The organism is Roseivirga echinicomitans, from assembly GCF_001592935.1.
GTDB lineage: Bacteria > Bacteroidota > Bacteroidia > Cytophagales > Cyclobacteriaceae > Roseivirga > Roseivirga echinicomitans.
Genome location: NZ_LRDB01000005.1, coordinates 45,618 through 64,810 on the forward strand (window position 1 = coordinate 45,618; position 19,193 = coordinate 64,810).

A 19,193-nucleotide genomic window follows, 5' to 3' on the forward strand; every position below is an offset into this window, starting at 1 on the left:
TTGATAATTAGAAAATTATACCGATATTTGCAGTCATTTTAACAAAAGAAGGAGGTTAACATCGCAAAAATGAGGAGAAAATACCCCCCGAGAGGCAGGGTAGAAGAGCCATACAAAGTCAATCTTAAGATTCTTGCATCTAAGGTGCGGGTCGTTGGCGAGAACGTTGAAGTAGACGTCTATGATATAGATAAAGCGCTTCAAATGGCTAGGGATCAAGGACTTGATCTGGTAGAGATTTCTCCCAAGGCAGATCCGCCTGTTTGTAAGATTGTTGACTACTCTAAGTTTAAGTACGATCAGAAGAAGAAGCAAAAGGAAATAAAAGCCAAAGCTTCAAAAACTGTGATTAAGGAAATCAGATTCGGTCCGAACACGGATGATCACGATTTCAACTTTAAGCTTAATCATGCAATAGGTTTCTTGAAAGACGGTTCGAAGGTTAAAGCCTACGTTCACTTTAGAGGAAGAACTATTGTGTATAAAGAAAGAGGAGAGATTTTATTATTGAAGTTTGCCCAAGCTTTAGAAGAATATGCTAAGGTGGAGCAAATGCCTAAGTTGGAGGGGAAAAGAATGTTTCTTTACCTTACCCCTAAGGCGATAAAAAAGTAGAACCAATATTTATTAAATAAATTTAAAATGCCTAAAGCAAAAACTAAATCAGGAGCTAAAAAGCGTTTCAAATTGACAGGATCAGGCAAGATTAAAAGAAAGCACGCTTTCAAAAGCCACATCCTAACCAAGAAAGAAACGAAGCAGAAACGTAATCTTACCGGTACGGGACTTGTTCACAAGTCGGATGAGAATAACGTTAAAGCAATGCTCAACATTTAAGGACCCATTAAAGGTTATTGTTTCACCAGATATTTGGTTTTAAGAACTCAGTAAAATGAGGCGCCAAAGATCAAAAAAATTAAAATTATGCCAAGATCAGTAAACGCGGTAGCGTCAAGAGCAAAAAGGAAGAGAATACTTAAAATGGCCAAGGGCTATTTTGGTAGAAAAAAGAATGTATGGACAGTAGCGAAGAACCAAATTGAAAAAGGTCTTCAGTTCGCCTACAGAGATAGAAAAGCAAAGAAAAGAGAGTTCAGAAAACTTTGGATTCAAAGAATCAATGCAGGTGCAAGATTGCACGGAATGTCATACTCTCAGTTCATGGGAGCTATGGGTAAGTCAGGCATTGAACTTAACCGTAAGGTTTTAGCCGATTTGGCAATGAATCACCCAGAAGCGTTCAAAGCGGTTGTGGATAAAGTGAAGTAAGAAAAGCTCCATAATAATATATAGAGTGGAAGACCCCAGCCTTGGCTGGGGTTTTTTATTGGCCAGTTTTTAATAGGGATTTGATCGCATGGCTTTTCAGAGCTATGGGTAAAAATAAAGCCCAGTTCATTAATGAACTGGGCTTTTTCGTAGCGAGGACGGGAGTTGAACCCGTGACCTCAGGGTTATGAATCCTGCGCTCTAACCAACTGAGCTACCTCGCCTTCAAAATTGGAGTGCAAACATACGAATTAGAGTAAAGAAAATGCAATAGGAATTGAAGAATTTTGCACAACTTTATTCAAAGGTTTTTGAACCCTTGAAAACACGTATTTTAACTATCAAAAAGTAAGGTCAATTAATGCTCAACCAGCTTAATTTCCTTTGTAGACTTTTTAGTTTGTGGTATTCCCATATTAGTTCTATATTATCGAAATAAGTTTTTCAATATGTCAAAGAATAAGTTTGTTACAGAGTTCGAAGTGAATGCATCTCAAAAAATACTTTTTCCGTATTTGAGTACTGCAAGTGGGTTGGCGCAATGGTTTGCTGAAGATGTGAATATCAATGAAGATAAAGTCTACAGCTTTCTATGGGATGGTGAGGAACATAAGGCTACCAAGGCTTCTCAAAAAACGAACCATTTTGTGAAATTCGAATTTGTTCCAGAAACAGAAGAAGACGAAGAGGACCCTTCTTATATCGAAATAAGATTAATGATAGGGGAGTTGACCCAGTCTGTATTTATTCAAATAACCGACTATTCCGATCTTGACGACCCAGAAGAACAGCAAGATCTTTGGGAGAATACTGTCCATAACTTGAAAGAGATTATAGGTGGTTAATCCACTAGGGTTGTTTCGATATTTGTTTTTAGTCCTGCAAGGCATGATCTTTGTGAACAAGGCCTGAGATTGTGAGGAATGAAGAAGATTGATAAATTGGTGTTTGGCTCTTTCATTGGGCCATTTTTACTTACCCTAATCGTTGTAGATTTTATACTGCTTTTAGTTACTTTGCTCAAGTACTTTGATAAAATTATGGGCAAGGGGCTTGAATTTTCTGTCTTTGCTGAACTGATTACCTATTTTTCGATATCAGCTTCCCCTGATGCTTTCCCTTTGGCTGTTCTTCTCAGCGCAATTATGACTTTTGGTAATTTGGGAGAACATTCGGAACTCACCGCGGTCAAAAGTGCTGGTATATCATTAGTTCGATCTTTAACCCCGATTTTTGTTTTTGTACTTTTTCTCACGGGCTTTACCTACTACTTCAATACTGAGTTGGTGCCTAAAACCAATCTCAAGACCTATAGCTTGCTTTGGGACATGAGGTCAAAAAAGCCGGCTCTTGATATTAGAGAAGGTGTTTTTTACACCGGAATCCCTGGTTACAGTATTAAAGTGAATAAGAAAATTGATGATGAGCGACTGCTCGACATCATAATATATGACCATACTAATCGTAGTAAAAGAGGTAATAAAGAAGTGATTCTGGCAGATTCTGGCCGTATGTATACTTTTATGAATCAGCGTTATTTGGCTTTGGAGCTTTATAATGGGATTAAATATGATGAAGGAAGTAATGATAAATATGATCAAAAGCTTGATGGTGGGCAGTTTGTAAGAAACAGATTCAGTAAAAGTGTTATAAGGTTCGATCTTTCATCTTTTGATATGGGAGAAACGGATCAGAATGCATTTAGTAGAAGCCGATTAGTGCAGACAAGAGGAGATTTACAGATGGGAGTAGACTCAATGAGTTTAGATATTTTAAGGAGTAAGAAAACACTCTTTAGGCAAATTGGGGCGAAATTCACTTTTCATATGTTGAGAGATGTGGAAATTCCAGACCAAATTGAACAAGAGCTTAGTTTTTATGACTCGCTACGGACTTCAAGGAAAAAGCCGAAAATTGAGCAGAGAGACCTTGCAGGACAAGTTTTGAAAGAAGAGAGTTTGGTCTCAAGAGATACTCCAGTGGACGACCTCCCAGAGGTTGCTTTTATGAAGGCCCCTTCACCCCCTCTTGGCGCATTGAATGAAACAGAAAACAAAGGTAGGGTGATGACCGATGATGAATTGATTAAGGAAGTTGATGCATTTTATAATACTCGAGCAAAAAACATGAATGTGTATGCAACTGCACTTAATAGCGCTAGGGCTAGTAACGCGACCATTAAAGCTAATATTAGCACCTTGGATACTGTTCAGAGAGATCAAAATAAGTTTAGAGTAACTAGAGCTCAGCAGATTTCAAGATCATTTGCTTGCTTGGTTATGTTTTTAATAGGGGCGCCAATTGGGGCTATTATCAAAAAAGGAGGACTGGGCTTGCCAGTTATAATATCGGTGATCTTCTTTTTGATCTACTATACTCTAAATACATTGGGTGATAAATGGGGTAAACAAGGGGTCGTTGATCCACTATTTGCCATGTGGATGGCTAACTTGTTATTGTTGCCATTCGGTCTTTTCTTTTTACGCCAAGCCAGTAAAGATGCCCGTTTGTTCGAAGCTGATTTCTACGCAGTGTGGTTAGAGAAAATAAAGAAGTACTTTACAAAGAAAAAGCAATTAAAAACAGCCTAACTTGTTTACTAGTCGGGTATAAATTATCTTTGCGGCTGTTTTTAAATTTTAATTATCAAATTTTAGCTAAGCATGTATTTATCAAGCGAAAAGAAAGTTGAGTTGTTTGAGAATCATGGTCGGTTAAAGGCAAAAAAAGACACAGGGTCTCCTGAGTCTCAAATTGCACTTTTTACCTACCGTATCAATCACCTTACAGACCATTTGAAGAGTAACAGAAAAGATCACTCTTCAAGAACTGGACTACTTAAATTAGTAGGTAAAAGAAGAAGATTGTTGGATTATCTTATCAAGATTGATATTGAGAGATATAGAGCAATCATCGCTGAATTGAACTTACGTAAGTAATACAACTATTTTAAAGAAGGGAGTTCAATGTGGATTCCCTTCTTTACTTATTCGCATACTGCTGGTTGTTTTTGATCTCCCCGCGCTGTACTACACAAAAAATATTTTATGCTGAATGTAATAACTAAAACCATCAAAATGCCTGATGGTCAAATCATAACGATTGAAACGGGTAAGCTAGCGAAACAAGCCGATGGTTCGGCTGTAGTAAGAATGGGTGACACCATGTTACTCGCCACAGTAGTGTCTTCTCAAGACGCTAAAGATAATGTCGACTTTCTTCCTCTCTCTGTCGATTATCAAGAAAAATTTGCTTCTGCAGGAAAAATTCCTGGAGGATTTTTGAAAAGAGAAGGTAGACTTTCTGATCATGAAATACTCATTTGCCGTTTGGTGGATAGAGCCCTTCGTCCTCTTTTTCCAGATGATTACCATGCCGATACGCAGGTAATGATCTCAATGATCTCTTATGATAAAGATGTTCAGCCAGATGCACTTGCTGCGCTTGCTGCTTCCGCTGCACTATCTGTTTCTGACATCCCTTTCAACGGACCTATTTCAGAAATTAGAGTAGTAAAGCACGAAGGTCAGTTCAAACTAAACCCAAGTAAGGAAGTTGCCGAGGCATCAGAGCTCGAGATTATCGTTGCTGCTGATATCAACAACATTATGATGGTAGAAGGTGAAATGAGCGAAGTCTCTGAAGCCGACATGCTTGAGGCAATGAAGGTTGCACATGATGCCATCAAAGTTCAATGCCAAGCACAAATCGAATTAGCGGTTGAAGCTGGTAAGACTCAAAAACGTGAGTATTCTCATGAAAATAAGGACGAGGCACTTTATGAGAAAATGAAGTCTGAAATGTATGACAAACTATACGCTTCAGTTTCAAAACAAACTGCTGATAAATCAATTAGAAGTAGTGATGTGAAAGCCATCAAAACAGAATGGGTGGACGCACTTCCTGAGGATCATGAACACGATTCATTCCTAATCGGCCAATACTTCAAAAAAATACATAAGGCTGCTGCTAGAAACTTTGTTTTAGATTCAAGCAAAAGACTTGACGGTAGAGAATTCAGCGAAATCAGACAAATTTGGTCTGAAGTTGATTATTTGCCTTCTGCTCATGGTTCTGCTGTGTTCACTAGAGGTGAAACTCAATCGTTGACTTCTTGTACTTTAGGTACTAAGCTTGATGAGCAAATGATTGACGGTGCTACAATGCACGGTACAAACAAATTCATTCTCCACTACAACTTCCCTGGTTTCTCAACTGGTGAAGTAAGACCAAATAGAGGGCCGGGTAGAAGAGAAGTAGGTCATGGTAACTTAGCAATGCGTGCATTGAAAAAAGTATTGCCTTCTTCTGACAAGAACCCATACACTATTCGTTTAGTGTCTGACATCCTTGAATCAAATGGTTCGTCTTCAATGGCCACTGTTTGTGCAGGTTCATTATCATTAATGGATACAGGTGTTAAAATTTCTGGTCCAGTTTCAGGTATTGCAATGGGGATGATCTCGGACGCTGAAACAGGTAAATATGCTATTCTTTCAGATATCTTGGGTGATGAAGATCACTTGGGAGATATGGACTTTAAGGTAACGGGTACTGAAAAAGGAATCACTGCTTGTCAAATGGACATTAAAGTAGATGGTCTTTCTTACGAAGTACTTGAAAAAGCTTTAAATCAAGCAAGAGAAGGTAGACTTCATATTCTTAATGAAATGAAGAAAACCATGACTGAACCAAGAGAAGATTACAAACCTCATGTTCCAAGAAGTGAGAAAGTAATCATTGGTAAAGATCAAATCGGAGCGATAATCGGGCCCGGTGGAAAAGTTGTTCAAGAAATTCAAAAAGAAACAGGAGCGACTGTTATCATTGAAGAAGAAGCTAACAACGGAGTTGTAACAGTTTTTGCTGACAGTAAAGAAGTTATGAACGCTGCTTTGGCTAGAATTAGAGCGATTGTTGCTATTCCTGAAGTAGGTGAAACTTACGAAGGTAAAGTGAAATCAATCATGCCTTTTGGTGCGTTTGTTGAGTTTATGCCTGGAAAAGATGGTTTACTTCATATTTCTGAAATTAAATGGGAACGCGTTGAGAAGATGGACGGTTTAATGGAAGTAGGAGAAGAGATTACCGTTAAACTTGTTGAGGTTGATAAGAAAACAGGGAAATACAGATTGTCTAGAAAGGCACTTCTTCCAAAACCTGCAAAAGATTAATTAACTAAAGCAGAGTAAAGGCGTTATTAATAGAGGAACTTTTCATAGATTCCGTGATGTTTAGTTCCTTGTCACAGTTTTAAATCACAATTAATTGAATGAGACAGCTTAAGATTAGTAAGCAGATAACGAATAGAGAGTCTCAATCTCTAGATAAATACTTACAGGAAATCGGTAAGGTAGATCTTTTGACTCCCGATGAGGAAGTAACGCTTGCTCAGAGAATACGTGAAGGGGATCAATTGGCGTTGGAGAAGCTTACTAAAGCAAACTTGAGGTTTGTGGTTTCGGTAGCTAAACAATATCAGAACCAAGGACTTTCTTTGGGCGATTTAATTAACGAGGGTAACCTTGGTTTGATTAAAGCAGCACAGAGATTTGATGAAACTAGAGGTTTTAAGTTTATTTCTTATGCTGTTTGGTGGATTCGTCAATCTATTCTTCAGGCACTTGCCGAACAATCTAGAATTGTAAGGTTGCCATTGAACAGAGTAGGTTCATTGAACAAAATCTCAAAAACTTTTTCTGAGTTAGAACAAAAATTCGAACGTGAGCCATCTCCGGATGAACTTGCGGAAGTATTGGAAGTAACTACCAATGAAATCGTTGACACCATGAAAATTTCTGGTCGTCACGTATCAATGGATGCTCCATTTGTTCAAGGTGAAGAAAACAGCCTTTTGGACGTTCTCGAAAATGACATGGATGAAAAGCCAGATACTGGTTTGATGAATGATTCATTGAGAAGAGAAGTTCAAAGAGCACTTTCAACACTTACTCAAAGAGAAGCTGATGTGATTTCTTTATACTTTGGTTTGAATGGTGAGCACTCAATGACCCTTGAGGAAATTGGTGAGAAATTCAATTTGACCAGAGAAAGAGTTCGTCAGATCAAAGAAAAAGCAATCAGAAGATTGAGACATACATCACGAAGCAAAGCTTTGAAACCTTATTTAGGTTAAGTAAAACATACATTATTTTAAAGGTCTCTTGAGAAGGAGACCTTTTTTATTTGCGCTAAGGGAACAAGGATTGCTCAAGTGCTGTTAATCGTTTAGTTTTGAAAATCAAGGAATAAAAAAATGACTGAAGAAAAAGTAAAAGTATTGATCATTGGTTCGGGTCCTGCGGGTTATACTGCAGCCATTTATGCTTCTAGAGCAGGTTTAAACCCAGTTTTATATACTGGAGGTGAGCCGGGCGGCCAACTTACTACTACAAACGATGTAGAAAACTACCCTGGTTACCCAGAAGGAGTGAACGGCCCCCAAATGATGGTTGATTTTCAAAAACAAGCGGAAAGATTCAATACTGACGTCCGTTATGGAATGGCCACTAAAGTTGATTTTTCTGGCTACCCACATAAAGTATGGATTGACGATGGAAAGCATTTGATTACTGCCGATGCTGTAATCATCGCCACAGGTGCTACCGCTAAATACTTGGGCTTAGAATCAGAAAAGACTTATGCCAATAAGGGTGTGTCTGCTTGCGCAGTTTGCGATGGTTTCTTCTATAAAGGAATGGATGTAGCTGTTGTTGGAGCAGGCGATACTGCTGCTGAAGAAGCTACTTACTTGGCAAATATTTGTCCGAAAGTCCACCTTTTCGTTAGAAGAGACGAAATGAGAGCGTCTAAAATCATGCAAAAGCGTGTATTGAATACTAAGAATATTGAAGTGCATTGGAATACTGAAACTGAAGAAGTGACAGGTGATGCCACTGGTGTTACAGGCGTAAGAGTTGTGAACAATAAAACAGGAGAGAAGAAAGAGATTTATATCAAAGGTTTCTTTGTGGCCATCGGTCATAAACCAAATACCGATATTTTTAAAGGCTTCCTCGATATGGATGAAACTGGCTACTTAAAAGTGATTCCTGGCACTTCTAAAACCAATATTGAAGGTGTATTTGCTACTGGCGATGCTGCCGACAGAGTGTACAGACAGGCCGTAACTGCTGCTGGTACAGGCTGTATGGGAGCTTTAGATGCTGAGCGATTCTTGACCGCCAAGGAAGAAGAATTAGAAGAGGCTAAAGGCTAAAAAAATGAATTGATAAAGAGGGCTTTTAGATCAATAAAAGCCCTCTTCTTATTTTAAGACTATGAAATTAGATATTCTTGCACTTGCTGCCCACCCCGATGATGTAGAACTTTCGTGTTCTGGCACATTACTCAAAGCCATTTTGAATGGAAAAAAAGCGGGTATTGTAGACTTTACCCGAGGCGAATTGGGTACACGCGGAACACCAGAAATCAGACAGCAAGAAGCAACTAAGTCGGCAGAGATTTTAGGCGTAAGCGCAAGAGAGAATTTAGGCTTTCGAGATGGCTTCTTCAAAAACGATGAAACACATCAGCTGGAAGTAATTAAAATGATAAGGAAGTATCAGCCGGAAATTGTTTTGGCCAATGCTTATGACGATCGTCATTCAGATCATGGAAGAGCATCCCAGTTATCTAAAGAAGCATGTTTTCTTTCAGGCTTAAAGAATGTTAAAACAGAAATCGATGGCGTTGAACAAGCTGCTTGGCGACCAAAAGTAGTCTATCATTACATACAAAGCATCCCAACGCAGCCAGATTTTGTAGTCGATGTGTCCGAAGTTTGGGAGCAGAAAATAGCGTCAATCAGAGCCTTTGCTTCTCAGTTTTTCGATCCGAATAGCGATGAAGCAAATACATACATTTCTTCTCCAGAATTTATGAAAATGGTAGAAGCCAGGGCTATTCATTATGGTCATGAAATAGGAGTGCAATACGGTGAGGGCTTTAATGTAGAGCGAATGACAGGAGCAGGAGATGTTTTTGATTTGATCTAATCTCTATGTCATCCATTTTGGCTTAAGTGATTAATAGAGAGGCTTAATCAAGGCGCCATTCTAAAAGTAGACCAGTCTTCGTTTTCCAATTTCTGGTACATAATTCTATCGTGCAGCCTGCTTTGGCGTCCTTGCCAGAACTCGAAAGTTTCTGGAACAATACGATAACCACCCCAAAAATCGGGTAAAGGCACTTTTCCTTCCATAAACTTGGCTTTCATTTCCTGAAGCTTCATTTCTAAAATACTCCTCGATTTAATCACTTGACTTTGGTGGGATACCCATGCCCCTAACTGGCTGCCATGCGGGCGTGAAGTGAAATAAGCCAAAGATTCCATTTTGGTTACTTTTTCAATTCTTCCCGTAATCGCTACTTGTCTTTCCAGTGCATACCAAGGGAAAAGAATGGAAACATTTGGGTTTTCTTCAATTTGCTGCGCCTTTCTGCTTTTATAATTGGTGTAAAAAACAACCCCCTTATCGTCCAAAGCCTTCATTAAAACGGTGCGCTGAAATGGCTTTCCACCTTCCGCTACAGTGCTCAATACAAAGGCATTAGGTTCTAAAACCTCACTTTTAATCGCCTCGTCAAACCACTTTCTAAATTGAGTAAACGGGGAAGCGGCAATGGTGTCTAAATCCAAACTGGCTTTGGTGTAGTCTTGTCTTAAATCAGCAATGTTAGTCATAGAGAAAGCTTCTTGTCAGTACAAATATAACAGCCTAAAGGCGAATCTTTGTTTTCTAAATTAGGCATTCCAAAATACGTTCTATAAATTCAAAACTCACAGCCATGAGATTAGAATACGACAAAAATATTCCAGACCCACAAAACGGAGACCTCCTTATCTCCGAGCCTTTTTTACATGACCCCAACTTTGATCGCACGGTTATTTTGGTTTGCGAAAATGGGGAAGAAGGTACTTTTGGCTTGGTGGTCAATAAAATGACAGACCTACTTTTAGATGAAGTAATGAATGATAGCTTTCATTTGAATGGCTTTAATGGCCGTTTGAACCTTGGAGGGCCAGTGGAACAAAATACACTGCATTATATTCACAGAATTAAAACACCGGTGGAAGGAGCCATTGAAATAGGAGATGGCTTGTATTGGTCGGGTGATTATGAGCAAATAAAATCCATGATCACCAATGGTCAGGTAGCCGAAAACGAAATTAAGTTTTTTCTGGGCTATTCGGGTTGGTCTGAAGGGCAATTGAGAAAAGAGCTGGATAGCCAATCTTGGTTTGTGAAGCCTAGGGCTACCGCCCGCCAAATTTTCGACCTGAATGAAGACGAACTTTGGAAGTCTATTCTGAAAGAAATGGGCGGAAAGTATAAAGTGTTCTCAAATTACCCCGCAGACCCACGTTTGAATTAATAGTTTTGTTAACTTTGGTTTGTTACGGAGCGACCCTGAGGTCGATTAGAATTTATGAGTGAAGAAAAGAGTATGCAGTCAGGTGATCAGAATATCGAGAATTCGAATACTGATAAGAGTACCGAAAATTTAGAAATTCCTCAAACGGAAGCAGTGCCCAAAACAGTTGAAAATGAAACTGTAGAGGAAGTAGTAGATGCACCAGTTGAAGAAGCTAAATCTGAGGTGGATGTTCCACAAGAAACTACGGTTGAAGAACCAGCAGTAGTTGAAATAGAGGAAGAGGCACCTGCAGAGGTTGAAAAACCAGCAGCTGAAGAAGCGCCTACTGAGAAGGTAGAGGAAGATTCTAGACCTAAAGCTGATTCTGAAGCTGAAGTTGCGACTTCGGAAGAATCGGAAGAGGCTGATACAGAAGAAGATCATGACCACGATGACGAAGAAGATCATCAGGTAATTGATTATTCAAACCATACTAGAGAACAACTTGCTGAAGTAATTGAGGAATTAACTTCTGAAACCAACTTCAAAAAGATAGATGCTATCCTTGCTCAAATTGAACCATTATTTCAAGAAACAGAAGATACTGCTCGTCAGGAAGCTTTAGATAAATTCATTGCCGATGGTGGTGAAGAAGCAGACTTTGAGTACCGTCACGATAAATTGTATAACCGCTTTGATGCTTCTTTACGTCTGATCAAGGACAAAAAGCACTCTTACTATAAAGAGCGCGAGGCAAACAAAGAGAAAAATTACCAAAGAAAAACAGAGCTTCTGGATAAATTGAGAGAATTGGTGGACGAAGAGGCGACTACCAGCTTAAACCCAATTAAGGAAATTCAGGACGAATGGAAAAAAGTGGGCCAGGTACCAAATCAGTACAACCGAACACTTTGGGCCAATTACAATGCACTAATTGACAGGTTCTACAATAACCGCCACATCCTTTTTGAACTTAAAGAACTTGATAGAAAGAAGAATCAGGAGGCCAAGACTGAGCTTTGCGTAAAGGCTGAGGCACTTGATCAAATGGATAACCTTAAGGACGCGATCATTCAACTGAATGAATTCCATGAGGAGTATAAAAATATTGGCCCAGTGCCAAAGGAGGTGCAAGAAGAACTTTGGCAGCGTTTTAAAACGGCTTCAGATAAAGTTTATCATAAGCGCAAAGAGTATTTGGACAGTTTGAAAGGTGAACTGAACGAAAACCTTGAGAAGAAAAAAGTACTGGCTGCTGAGTTGAAAGAATTTACTGAATTTGATTCGGACCGGATTAATAAGTGGAATGCCAAGACCAAAGAAATTCTGGCCTTACAGAAAAAATGGGATGCCATTGGTGGCTTGCCAAGAGAGCACGCCAAAGAAGTGAATAAAATCTTCTGGGGTGATTTCAAGAAATTCTTCAGCAACAAAAATGATTTTTTTAAGAAGTTGGAAGGCATGCGCCAAGAGAACTTAGAAAAGAAAGAAGCCTTGATTCAAAAGGCGATTGAGTTGCAAGAGAGTACGGATTGGGATTCAACAGCCAATAAGCTAAAAACACTTCAACAACAATGGAGAGATGTTGGGCCGGTACCCGAGAAAGTAAGAAATTCGATTTACGAGAAATTCAAAGCGGCTTGTGATGCCTTCTTTAATAATAGAAGAGCCAACCTAAGTAAAGCGGAGTCGGAGTATGCCGATAACCTTAAGAAGAAAGAAACCATCATTCAATCCATTTTAGATGCTGCTGCTAAAGGCACAGGCTCTGAAAAAGAAATGGATGAATTCCTAGCCCAATGGCAAGCCGTAGGCTTTGTGCCAAGAGGAGCAATGAAGTCTATTGAACATAAGTATTCCGAGGCGCTTGCCAAGTACGTGAAAGGGCTTGATGTAGAAGGACAGGAAGAAGAGCAATTGATGATCAAGGTAGAACTTGGTGGTTTACAAAACGGCCCTAATGCCGACCGTAAACTCAACAAGAAAGAAGGAGAGCTGCGTAGACAAATTCAAGAAATTGAGAATAACATCTCGCTTTGGAATAACAACCTTTCGTTCTTTGCTAACTCTAAAACTGCCGACAAGCTGAAAGCAGAATTTGACGAGAAAATAGAGAAGGCAAAAGAAGAAATGGACCATTTGAAGAAGCAATTGAGAATGGTGCGAAGCATGTAATCCAGCCTTCAGAAATAAAATCTGAAAAATTTCAGTATCGCTTTTGCATTCTAAAAACAGAGACCTATATTTGCACTCGCTTTGAAAGAAAAGCAACCCGAAGCCTCCTTAGCTCAGCTGGTAGAGCAACTGACTTGTAATCAGTAGGTCATTGGTTCGATCCCGATAGGAGGCTCATAAAAGCTAGTCATTTTGACTAGCTTTTATTGTTTTAAGGCCATTGGTTCCCCCGAAGTCTCGGGGCCGATAGGAGGCTCTGAAGAGTCACAGAAATGTGACTCTTTTTTTATGCCCGTAGCTGTATACGGTCATTGGTTCCTCCGAGGCTTCGGAGCCGATAGGAGGCTCTTTTAAATTAACCAGTTACGAAAGTAACTGGTTTTTTTATGCCCTAAGGTCATTGGTTCCCCAGAAGCCTCGGGGCCGATGGGAGGCTCATGTCTCGTCTAAAATAGGTTGACTGAAATCTGTCTGCTCCTTATTGTAAACAACCTAATTTCCTCGCTACTGCTCAAGATGAAAAGGAGTTGCACAACCCAGTAGTGTCAGATTTTTAAAAACTTGATAGGTCTTTTAAGAACAGAGTGCTAGGAAGAGAGGTGTAGCCTTCATACTTATCATATACTCTCCAGATTCTGATTTCTTTTTTGCTTAAGCTGCTTAAAGAATGAAGGAGTGAGGCCAGTAACCTTTTTAAATTGGTTCGACAAATGAGCCGAACTGCTGTAGTGCATTTTAAAGGCAATTTCGGATAAGGACAACTCATCGTAAAGAATCAATTCCTTCACCCTTTCAATTTTATGCATGATAATATAATGCTGAATCGTAATGCCCTTTACCTCCGAGAATGTATTGGCGAGGTAGGTATAGTCATAATCTAGCTTCTCGCTGATGTAGTCTGAATAATTGACCTTTGGAAGTTCATCAGTGTGGTGAATCAGTGCTATGATAATGTTCTTTATCTTTTCTACTAAGATGCTTCTCTTATCATCTAGAAGCTCCAGCCCAGACCTCAGTAAATTGGCTTTGAGTAATTCCAGATCCTGCCTACTCAACTCGTCAAAAAGTTCGACCATGCCCAGCTCAACCAGCGCTTTTTTTTGGCCGAGGTTCTCTAATTCTGCCTTTACAAGTAATTTGCAACGTAGGCTGACCATGTACTTGATGTAAAGCTTCATGTGGATATTGAGGTATAGCTGTGTGGTAGATTAAAATGTAGAACTCTGCTTTCGCTTAAAAGTTTTTTCTCAATGACTTAACTGTAAATGAAGGAGGGGATTGCTAAACTAATAGTGGCAGAGTAGTGTTCCACGTTCACAATAGTGCTAGCTTTAAATATTCACTGAGAATCTATCAAATGCAAATAACAAGAAGTTGGAGAGAGCAAAGAGTAATGCTCAAAAATAGGTTTTCTGTGCTAAACGATGCGGACTTCGAATTTGAGGATGGGCAGAAGGAAAGCATGATGGATAAGCTTTCTGTGAAACTCAAAAAAACCAGATCAGAGCTTGAATTGCTTTTCGCTGAACTACAGACCTATTAAACAAAAAGAGCCACTCCACAATGCGTAGAATGGCTCTTCCGTATTAATTACCTTTTTTTAATTATCGTTTTGTAACAGCATTCGAATCAAGGATAACCGCAGTCTGCGCCAATAGACGTCCGTTTATGGTGGCGCCTGTTTGCATTGTGATACCCGTCATACATAAGATTACACCTTCAAAATGTGAGGTTGTACCTAAAGCCACAGAACCTGCTACTTGCCAGAAAATATTCTTGGCTTGTGCACCGCCAGTTAAAGTGATTTTCATTGCAGAACTCATGGTCATATCACCGTCTATTTGGAAGATCCAAACATCATCGGCACTACCAGAAAGCGTTACATCAGAAGCCATAGACACTGTATTCGTCCATTTGTAAAGCCCTGCATCTAAAGTCATTCCACCAATGCTTCCAGTCCCTAACTCTAGAAAATCAGGCGTTGGACGGCCAGCAGCATCATTGTAAGCCGTGATCATATTCTCAACTGCCGTAGTAAGGTTAGTGTTGGTCGGGGGAACCATATCAGCCGCATATACTTTTCCTGTTACTTGAGGAGTAGTAGCATAACCAGTGGCATCGGTTAATCCAAAACCAGTAATGAATGAGGTAGCCGCTGGGCTAAGCCCCATATCGCCAGTGATGGCTGATGTAGGAGAGTTATTGATGGCTGTTTTAGCCAAAATAACGTAGTTAGCAGAAGACCCTAAGTTTACTGTTGTCAAACCAGTTTTTGTGCCCGTTGTAAAGGTCCATACCTTATTGTTTGCGATTGGATTTCCAGCTAAATCTTTTACATCAGTATTCACTGTAGCAGTATACACCAAGCCGGCACTTAGTGCATTGTTGGGGATAAATCGAGCGGTGCTATCTGCGTATTGAACGGAACCCGCTACTGGAGTTGTTCCTTGTTTTAATGTAAATGAAGTTGACGTGAATGAAGCTAGACTCATTTCCTCGTTAAAAGTGATTGAGATTGACTTATTACGGGCCACATCAGTAGCATTGTCCAGAGGATTTGTTCCAGTGATAATAGGTGACGTTTCGTCTCCTCCTGTTGGTTCATCGTCATTGCTACAGCCGAGGAACAACATAAATGGAAGTATAGCTAGTATTTGAATTCGTTTTAGAAATTTCATTTCAGTATTCGTTAAATGACTTTATTATTATAAACAAAGGTGAGTCGCTTTATAACGCCATACGCTACATACAAATAGTTAAGACTTACATATATCACATTGATCTGAACAAAATGGCGAATGCTGTTTCTTAGGCTTCGGAAGTCTTTTTCAGAAGCTAAGGGTTTGACTTATAGCGTATGAAAACTTCCTCAACTGGCAGGGCACGAAAGGTCTAAAAGTTACATGTGGCTTGTTGGTGGAGAACATGAGCAAGGGCAGAAGTGTAGCTAAGCTGTTATGAAAAACGGAGCAATTAAAATACTCTCATCAAGGGATTGAATGAATTTTTGATTGTAAATTCGGGGATGGCTTGATAGGCCATATCATCCGCATTACTATTAAAATTTTTTGAGATGAAAAGAAGATCCTTACTTCAAAAACTCGCAGTTGGCGCAATTTCACTGCCCTTTATTGGTCGCTCCTTAGACGAATACTTGCCTAAAGAGAGTATTGCCGAATGGAAAGGAGAGTTCGACCTCACCAAAACTCAGGATGAAGCATTTTGGAAGGCCTTTAAGAAAACCCACTACGATGTAAGCGACAAGTGGATCAATCTTGAGAATGGTTATTTTGGTGTACAGCCAAAAATGGTGGTGGACGCCTATGTGGAGTCCATTAAAAAAGTAAATAGGGAAAGTTCGGCTTATGCACGAAGAACTTTTAATCAGAAGGATTTCAGTCCTGTTATGGACACCTTGGCAAAGTTTTCGGGAGCAGCACGAGAGGAACTGCTGATTACCAGAAATGCCACGGAGGCGCTGAATATTTTGATTCAGGGCATCGATTTTCAACCGGGTGATGAAGTGATTCTCAACGAACAGGACTACCCAAGTATGATTGAGGCGTTCGAAATGCTCGAGAAGACAAAGGGCATTATCATCAAGCGTATAGCGCTGCCGATGATTCCAGAGAGTGATACGCAGCTAGTGAATTTATACCAAGCGGCCATGACTAACAAAACACGTTGTATTCTAGTCACTCACCTGATTCATTTAACAGGGCAGATTATGCCAGTAAAGGCCATTGCCGATATGGCCCGACCGAAAGGAGTGGAGGTAATTGTAGATGCCGCGCACAGTTTTGCGCATCTCGATTTTAAAATTCCAGATTTAGGCTGTGATTTTGTGGGCGTCAACCTGCACAAGTGGTTCAGTGCACCCATAGGCATGGGACTAATGTATGTGAAGAAGAATAGGATCAAAGACCTCAGTCCAATGTTTGGTGATGTAGGCCAGCGCGAAGATAATATTAACAAGCTGGGCCACTTCGGAACACTTTCATTCCCCACTTTGCTAACGGTACCCAAGGCAGCAGAATTTAATAATATGGTGACTATCCCCGTGAAAGAAGCACGACTTCGCTACTTACAAAACTACTGGACAAAGGAAATAGGAGGGATTGCCAATGCAGAATTGCTTACGCCAACCGAAGCGAAAAGAAGCTGTGCCATTGCTACCTTCAAACTACGTAACCTAGATGCAGATGAAGTAATCAATAGGCTCTATGATGACTTTGGCGTATTTACTGTAAAGCGGAATTTACCAAAGAATGAGAAAGCTATCCGCGTAACCCCAAACCTATATAGCTCAACCTCCGATGTAGACCAACTGCTAGAGGGCATTCTGAAGTTAAGTAAGGTGTAAAGGGTCTAACCGCGAAGGACGCTAAGTATCGCAAAGCCACAAGAACCGTCATTGCGCCTTCGCTGTAGCTTCTGCGCAAGTGCTCTGAAATTTTAACCTGATGTCAGTCAGGGTGAAATGAAAGAATCTTTGAGTTTTAAACAGTAACTGTCTAGATCAGACACTCCGGCTTCGGAGCTGTCTTCCTCGTCATCAGAATGACGTGGTAATTCGGAGCGTCATCCTCCTTCAAAGCCTTGGAGTATTTTATAGTTGCCTACTTTAAGTCACCCTGTAAGGGTCTTTTTCAGTAATACAGGTGGATTTCACTAGACTTTAAACAATAAACCCTAAACAGGTTTTTGTTCCCACCCAATTCTTTTTCAAAAAAAGGATTGCCAATTCGAAAATGCATTTTACCTTTGAAGCAATGTTACATAGCAGCGCACATCATCATTATTACTATTACTACCCGAACGATCGGAACGGCTGCGCTATGTAAATTGTATAGAAACAATTAATCAAACATATATGACCCGATTCCGCAAGAATCGGGTTTTTTGTTTTTAACCCATTCCAGCGGAGTCTTTAAAAAGGAAAGAATGAAACAGATTTACGAGAATTACACAGCCGAAGACCAGAAAGTGTGGGGCATCCTCTTCGACCGACAGTTTCCGAGTTTACCCAAGGCAGCAACCACTGAATTTACCAAGGGGTTAAAGCAGGTAAACTTCACCAATGAGGGCATTCCAAACTTTGAGAAAACCAATGAGATACTTCGTGGGTTAACAGGTTGGGAGATTTACGCGGTGCCCGGTATTGTGGAGGATGGTCTTTTCTTTGAGCTGATGGCCAATAAGAAATTCCCTGCTACAACTTGGGTACGAAAAATGAGTCAGTTGGACTATTTGGAAGAGCCAGATATGTTTCACGATGTATTTGCGCACATTCCGTTGTTGGCGAATCAGGCTTTTGTAGACTTCCTTCAGGCCATCAGTCAGTTTGGTCACGAATGGATTGAAGACGAATGGGCAATTCATTTACTGTCAAGGATTTACTGGTATACCATTGAGTTTGGTTTGATCAGAGAAGACGGTGAAGTGAAAATATACGGGGCGGGAATATTATCGTCTGCGGGCGAAACTAAATACTCGTTGAGCGATGAGCCCAATCACTTTGAGTATGACGTAGATAAGATTTTAGAAACGCCTTACAGAAAGGATAAAATGCAAGAGAATTACTTTATTATTGAGTCGTATGAGCAATTGTATAAGTCTCTGCCTGAGATTAAGTCTAAAATTGAAGCAAAATTAAAACAAGGAAAAGAAGCGGTGGTTTAAACCGCTTTTTTCATTCAGAAATATGAGTGTAGTTATTGTAGATTATAATGCGGGCAATGTGCAGTCGGTTACTTACGCTTTGGAGCGCTTGGGCGTTTCTCCACAGTTGAGTGCCGATCCGGAAGTGATTCGTTCCGCAGACCGTGTCATTTTTCCGGGCGTAGGCGAGGCCAGTACCGCCATGCGATTTCTAAAGGAAAGAAAGCTGGACGAAGTGATTAGAGACCTGAAACAACCCGTTTTTGGTGTTTGTTTGGGTTTACAACTGATGTGCGCTCATTCCGAAGAAAACAATACTGATTGCCTTGGCATCTTCAATGTTCAGGTAAAGAAGTTTGAGCCCACTTTAAAAGTGCCTCAGATGGGCTGGAATAACCTGGAGCATACCACGGGGCCTTTGTTTAAAGGAATAGAAGCCGATAGTTATGTGTATTACGTGCATAGCTATTATGCAGAAACAAGTCCGTATACCATTGCCACCACCGATTACGTGAATACCTTCAGTGCGGCTCTGAACAAGGATAACTTCTACGCTTTACAGGCCCATCCCGAAAAAAGTGGAAAAATAGGGGAACGCATTCTTCAGAATTTTCTTGACATCAAGTGAATCGGTTGATCACGCCCCGAAGCTTCGGGGGAATCAGGGAATCAGTGGAACAGGAAACTGGGCAACCTTATCGAGGATTAAAAGTTTCCCTAATTGACTA

The 19,193-nt window shown here is 40.2% G+C and carries 19 protein-coding genes and 2 tRNA genes; 17 read left to right on the forward strand and 4 right to left on the reverse strand.

From position 1 onward, the window contains the following. The first annotated feature begins 69 nt into the window (after positions 1-69). From infC to rplT, 3 genes are all read left to right on the forward strand, one after another. Positions 70-615, forward strand: a complete 546-nt coding sequence (gene infC / locus AWN68_RS07195; RefSeq protein ID WP_068413372.1) for a translation initiation factor IF-3 — start codon at positions 70-72, stop codon at positions 613-615. 27 nt (positions 616-642) lie between these two features. Beyond that, entirely contained in the window at positions 643-837 is a 195-nt protein-coding gene (rpmI, locus tag AWN68_RS07200) for a 50S ribosomal protein L35 (protein WP_053224448.1), read from the forward strand. An 87-nt stretch (positions 838-924) separates the two neighbouring features. Further along, positions 925-1,269: a 50S ribosomal protein L20 gene (rplT, locus tag AWN68_RS07205; protein WP_068413375.1), complete on the forward strand. Its 345-nt coding sequence runs from the start codon at positions 925-927 to the stop codon at positions 1,267-1,269. Between the two features lie 150 nt (positions 1,270-1,419). Here rplT and AWN68_RS07210 read toward each other — a convergent pair. After that, positions 1,420-1,493: transfer RNA gene (locus tag AWN68_RS07210), tRNA-Met, on the reverse strand. Between the two features lie 225 nt (positions 1,494-1,718). On the opposite strand from AWN68_RS07210, the gene AWN68_RS07215 reads away from it, so the two are divergent. The 7 genes from AWN68_RS07215 to bshB1 all read left to right on the forward strand — a co-directional run bounded on the left by AWN68_RS07215 (position 1,719) and on the right by bshB1 (position 9,266). Beyond that, positions 1,719-2,114 carry an START-like domain-containing protein gene (locus tag AWN68_RS07215; RefSeq protein WP_068413377.1) on the forward strand — a complete coding sequence of 132 codons (396 nt, stop codon included), beginning with the start codon at positions 1,719-1,721 and terminating at the stop codon, positions 2,112-2,114. 78 nt (positions 2,115-2,192) lie between these two features. Next, positions 2,193-3,860, forward strand: coding sequence for an LptF/LptG family permease (locus AWN68_RS07220; protein WP_068413380.1), 1,668 nt, complete (start codon positions 2,193-2,195; stop codon positions 3,858-3,860). Positions 3,861-3,932: 72 nt separating this feature from the next. Further along, positions 3,933-4,208 (forward strand): 30S ribosomal protein S15, encoded by a 276-nt coding sequence (gene rpsO / locus AWN68_RS07225; RefSeq protein ID WP_068413382.1) that lies wholly within the window; start codon positions 3,933-3,935, stop codon positions 4,206-4,208. Positions 4,209-4,316: 108 nt separating this feature from the next. Then, a complete protein-coding gene (pnp, locus tag AWN68_RS07230) occupies positions 4,317-6,443 on the forward strand; it encodes a polyribonucleotide nucleotidyltransferase (protein WP_068413385.1) in 2,127 nt (708 codons plus the stop codon). Between the two features lie 98 nt (positions 6,444-6,541). Further along, a complete protein-coding gene (locus AWN68_RS07235) occupies positions 6,542-7,405 on the forward strand; it encodes a sigma-70 family RNA polymerase sigma factor (protein WP_053224442.1) in 864 nt (287 codons plus the stop codon). Positions 7,406-7,525: 120 nt separating this feature from the next. Next, positions 7,526-8,488 (forward strand): thioredoxin-disulfide reductase, encoded by a 963-nt coding sequence (trxB, locus tag AWN68_RS07240; RefSeq protein ID WP_068413388.1) that lies wholly within the window; start codon positions 7,526-7,528, stop codon positions 8,486-8,488. Positions 8,489-8,549: 61 nt separating this feature from the next. After that, positions 8,550-9,266: a bacillithiol biosynthesis deacetylase BshB1 gene (gene bshB1, locus AWN68_RS07245; protein WP_068413391.1), complete on the forward strand. Its 717-nt coding sequence runs from the start codon at positions 8,550-8,552 to the stop codon at positions 9,264-9,266. Between the two features lie 47 nt (positions 9,267-9,313). Here bshB1 and pdxH read toward each other — a convergent pair whose 3' ends face one another. Beyond that, the gene (pdxH, locus tag AWN68_RS07250; protein ID WP_068413394.1) at positions 9,314-9,955 is read right to left on the reverse strand and encodes a pyridoxamine 5'-phosphate oxidase; all 642 of its coding nucleotides are present in this window, start codon (positions 9,953-9,955) and stop codon (positions 9,314-9,316) included. A gap of 104 nt (positions 9,956-10,059) precedes the next feature. Here pdxH and AWN68_RS07255 point away from each other — a divergent pair, with 104 nt between their 5' ends. The 3 genes from AWN68_RS07255 to AWN68_RS07265 all read left to right on the forward strand — a co-directional run bounded on the left by AWN68_RS07255 (position 10,060) and on the right by AWN68_RS07265 (position 12,979). Continuing rightward, a complete protein-coding gene (locus AWN68_RS07255; RefSeq protein ID WP_068413397.1) occupies positions 10,060-10,647 on the forward strand; it encodes a YqgE/AlgH family protein in 588 nt (195 codons plus the stop codon). A gap of 54 nt (positions 10,648-10,701) precedes the next feature. Further along, positions 10,702-12,804 (forward strand): DUF349 domain-containing protein, encoded by a 2,103-nt coding sequence (locus AWN68_RS07260; RefSeq protein WP_245657982.1) that lies wholly within the window; start codon positions 10,702-10,704, stop codon positions 12,802-12,804. A 102-nt stretch (positions 12,805-12,906) separates the two neighbouring features. Continuing rightward, positions 12,907-12,979, forward strand: a tRNA-Thr gene (locus AWN68_RS07265). 442 nt (positions 12,980-13,421) lie between these two features. Here AWN68_RS07265 and AWN68_RS07270 read toward each other — a convergent pair. Then, on the reverse strand, positions 13,422-13,982 hold the full coding sequence (locus AWN68_RS07270; RefSeq protein ID WP_068413400.1) for a helix-turn-helix domain-containing protein: 561 nt from the start codon (positions 13,980-13,982) through the stop codon (positions 13,422-13,424). Positions 13,983-14,161: 179 nt separating this feature from the next. Between AWN68_RS07270 and AWN68_RS07275 the strand changes: the two genes are divergently transcribed. Then, complete coding sequence (locus AWN68_RS07275; RefSeq protein WP_068413403.1) at positions 14,162-14,347, forward strand: hypothetical protein; 186 nt, start codon at positions 14,162-14,164, stop codon at positions 14,345-14,347. Positions 14,348-14,408: 61 nt separating this feature from the next. Here the strand turns inward: AWN68_RS07275 and AWN68_RS07280 are convergent, their stop codons facing one another. Beyond that, positions 14,409-15,482, reverse strand: coding sequence for an ice-binding family protein (locus AWN68_RS07280; RefSeq protein WP_068413406.1), 1,074 nt, complete (start codon positions 15,480-15,482; stop codon positions 14,409-14,411). Positions 15,483-15,877: 395 nt separating this feature from the next. Here AWN68_RS07280 and AWN68_RS07285 point away from each other — a divergent pair, with 395 nt between their 5' ends. The 3 genes from AWN68_RS07285 to hisH all read left to right on the forward strand — a co-directional run bounded on the left by AWN68_RS07285 (position 15,878) and on the right by hisH (position 19,093). Beyond that, on the forward strand, positions 15,878-17,167 hold the full coding sequence (locus AWN68_RS07285; protein ID WP_068413409.1) for an aminotransferase class V-fold PLP-dependent enzyme: 1,290 nt from the start codon (positions 15,878-15,880) through the stop codon (positions 17,165-17,167). A gap of 581 nt (positions 17,168-17,748) precedes the next feature. Then, a complete protein-coding gene (locus AWN68_RS07290; protein ID WP_068413413.1) occupies positions 17,749-18,486 on the forward strand; it encodes a phenylalanine 4-monooxygenase in 738 nt (245 codons plus the stop codon). 22 nt (positions 18,487-18,508) lie between these two features. Then, complete coding sequence (gene hisH / locus AWN68_RS07295; RefSeq protein WP_068413416.1) at positions 18,509-19,093, forward strand: imidazole glycerol phosphate synthase subunit HisH; 585 nt, start codon at positions 18,509-18,511, stop codon at positions 19,091-19,093. Positions 19,094-19,193: the final 100 nt, after the last annotated feature.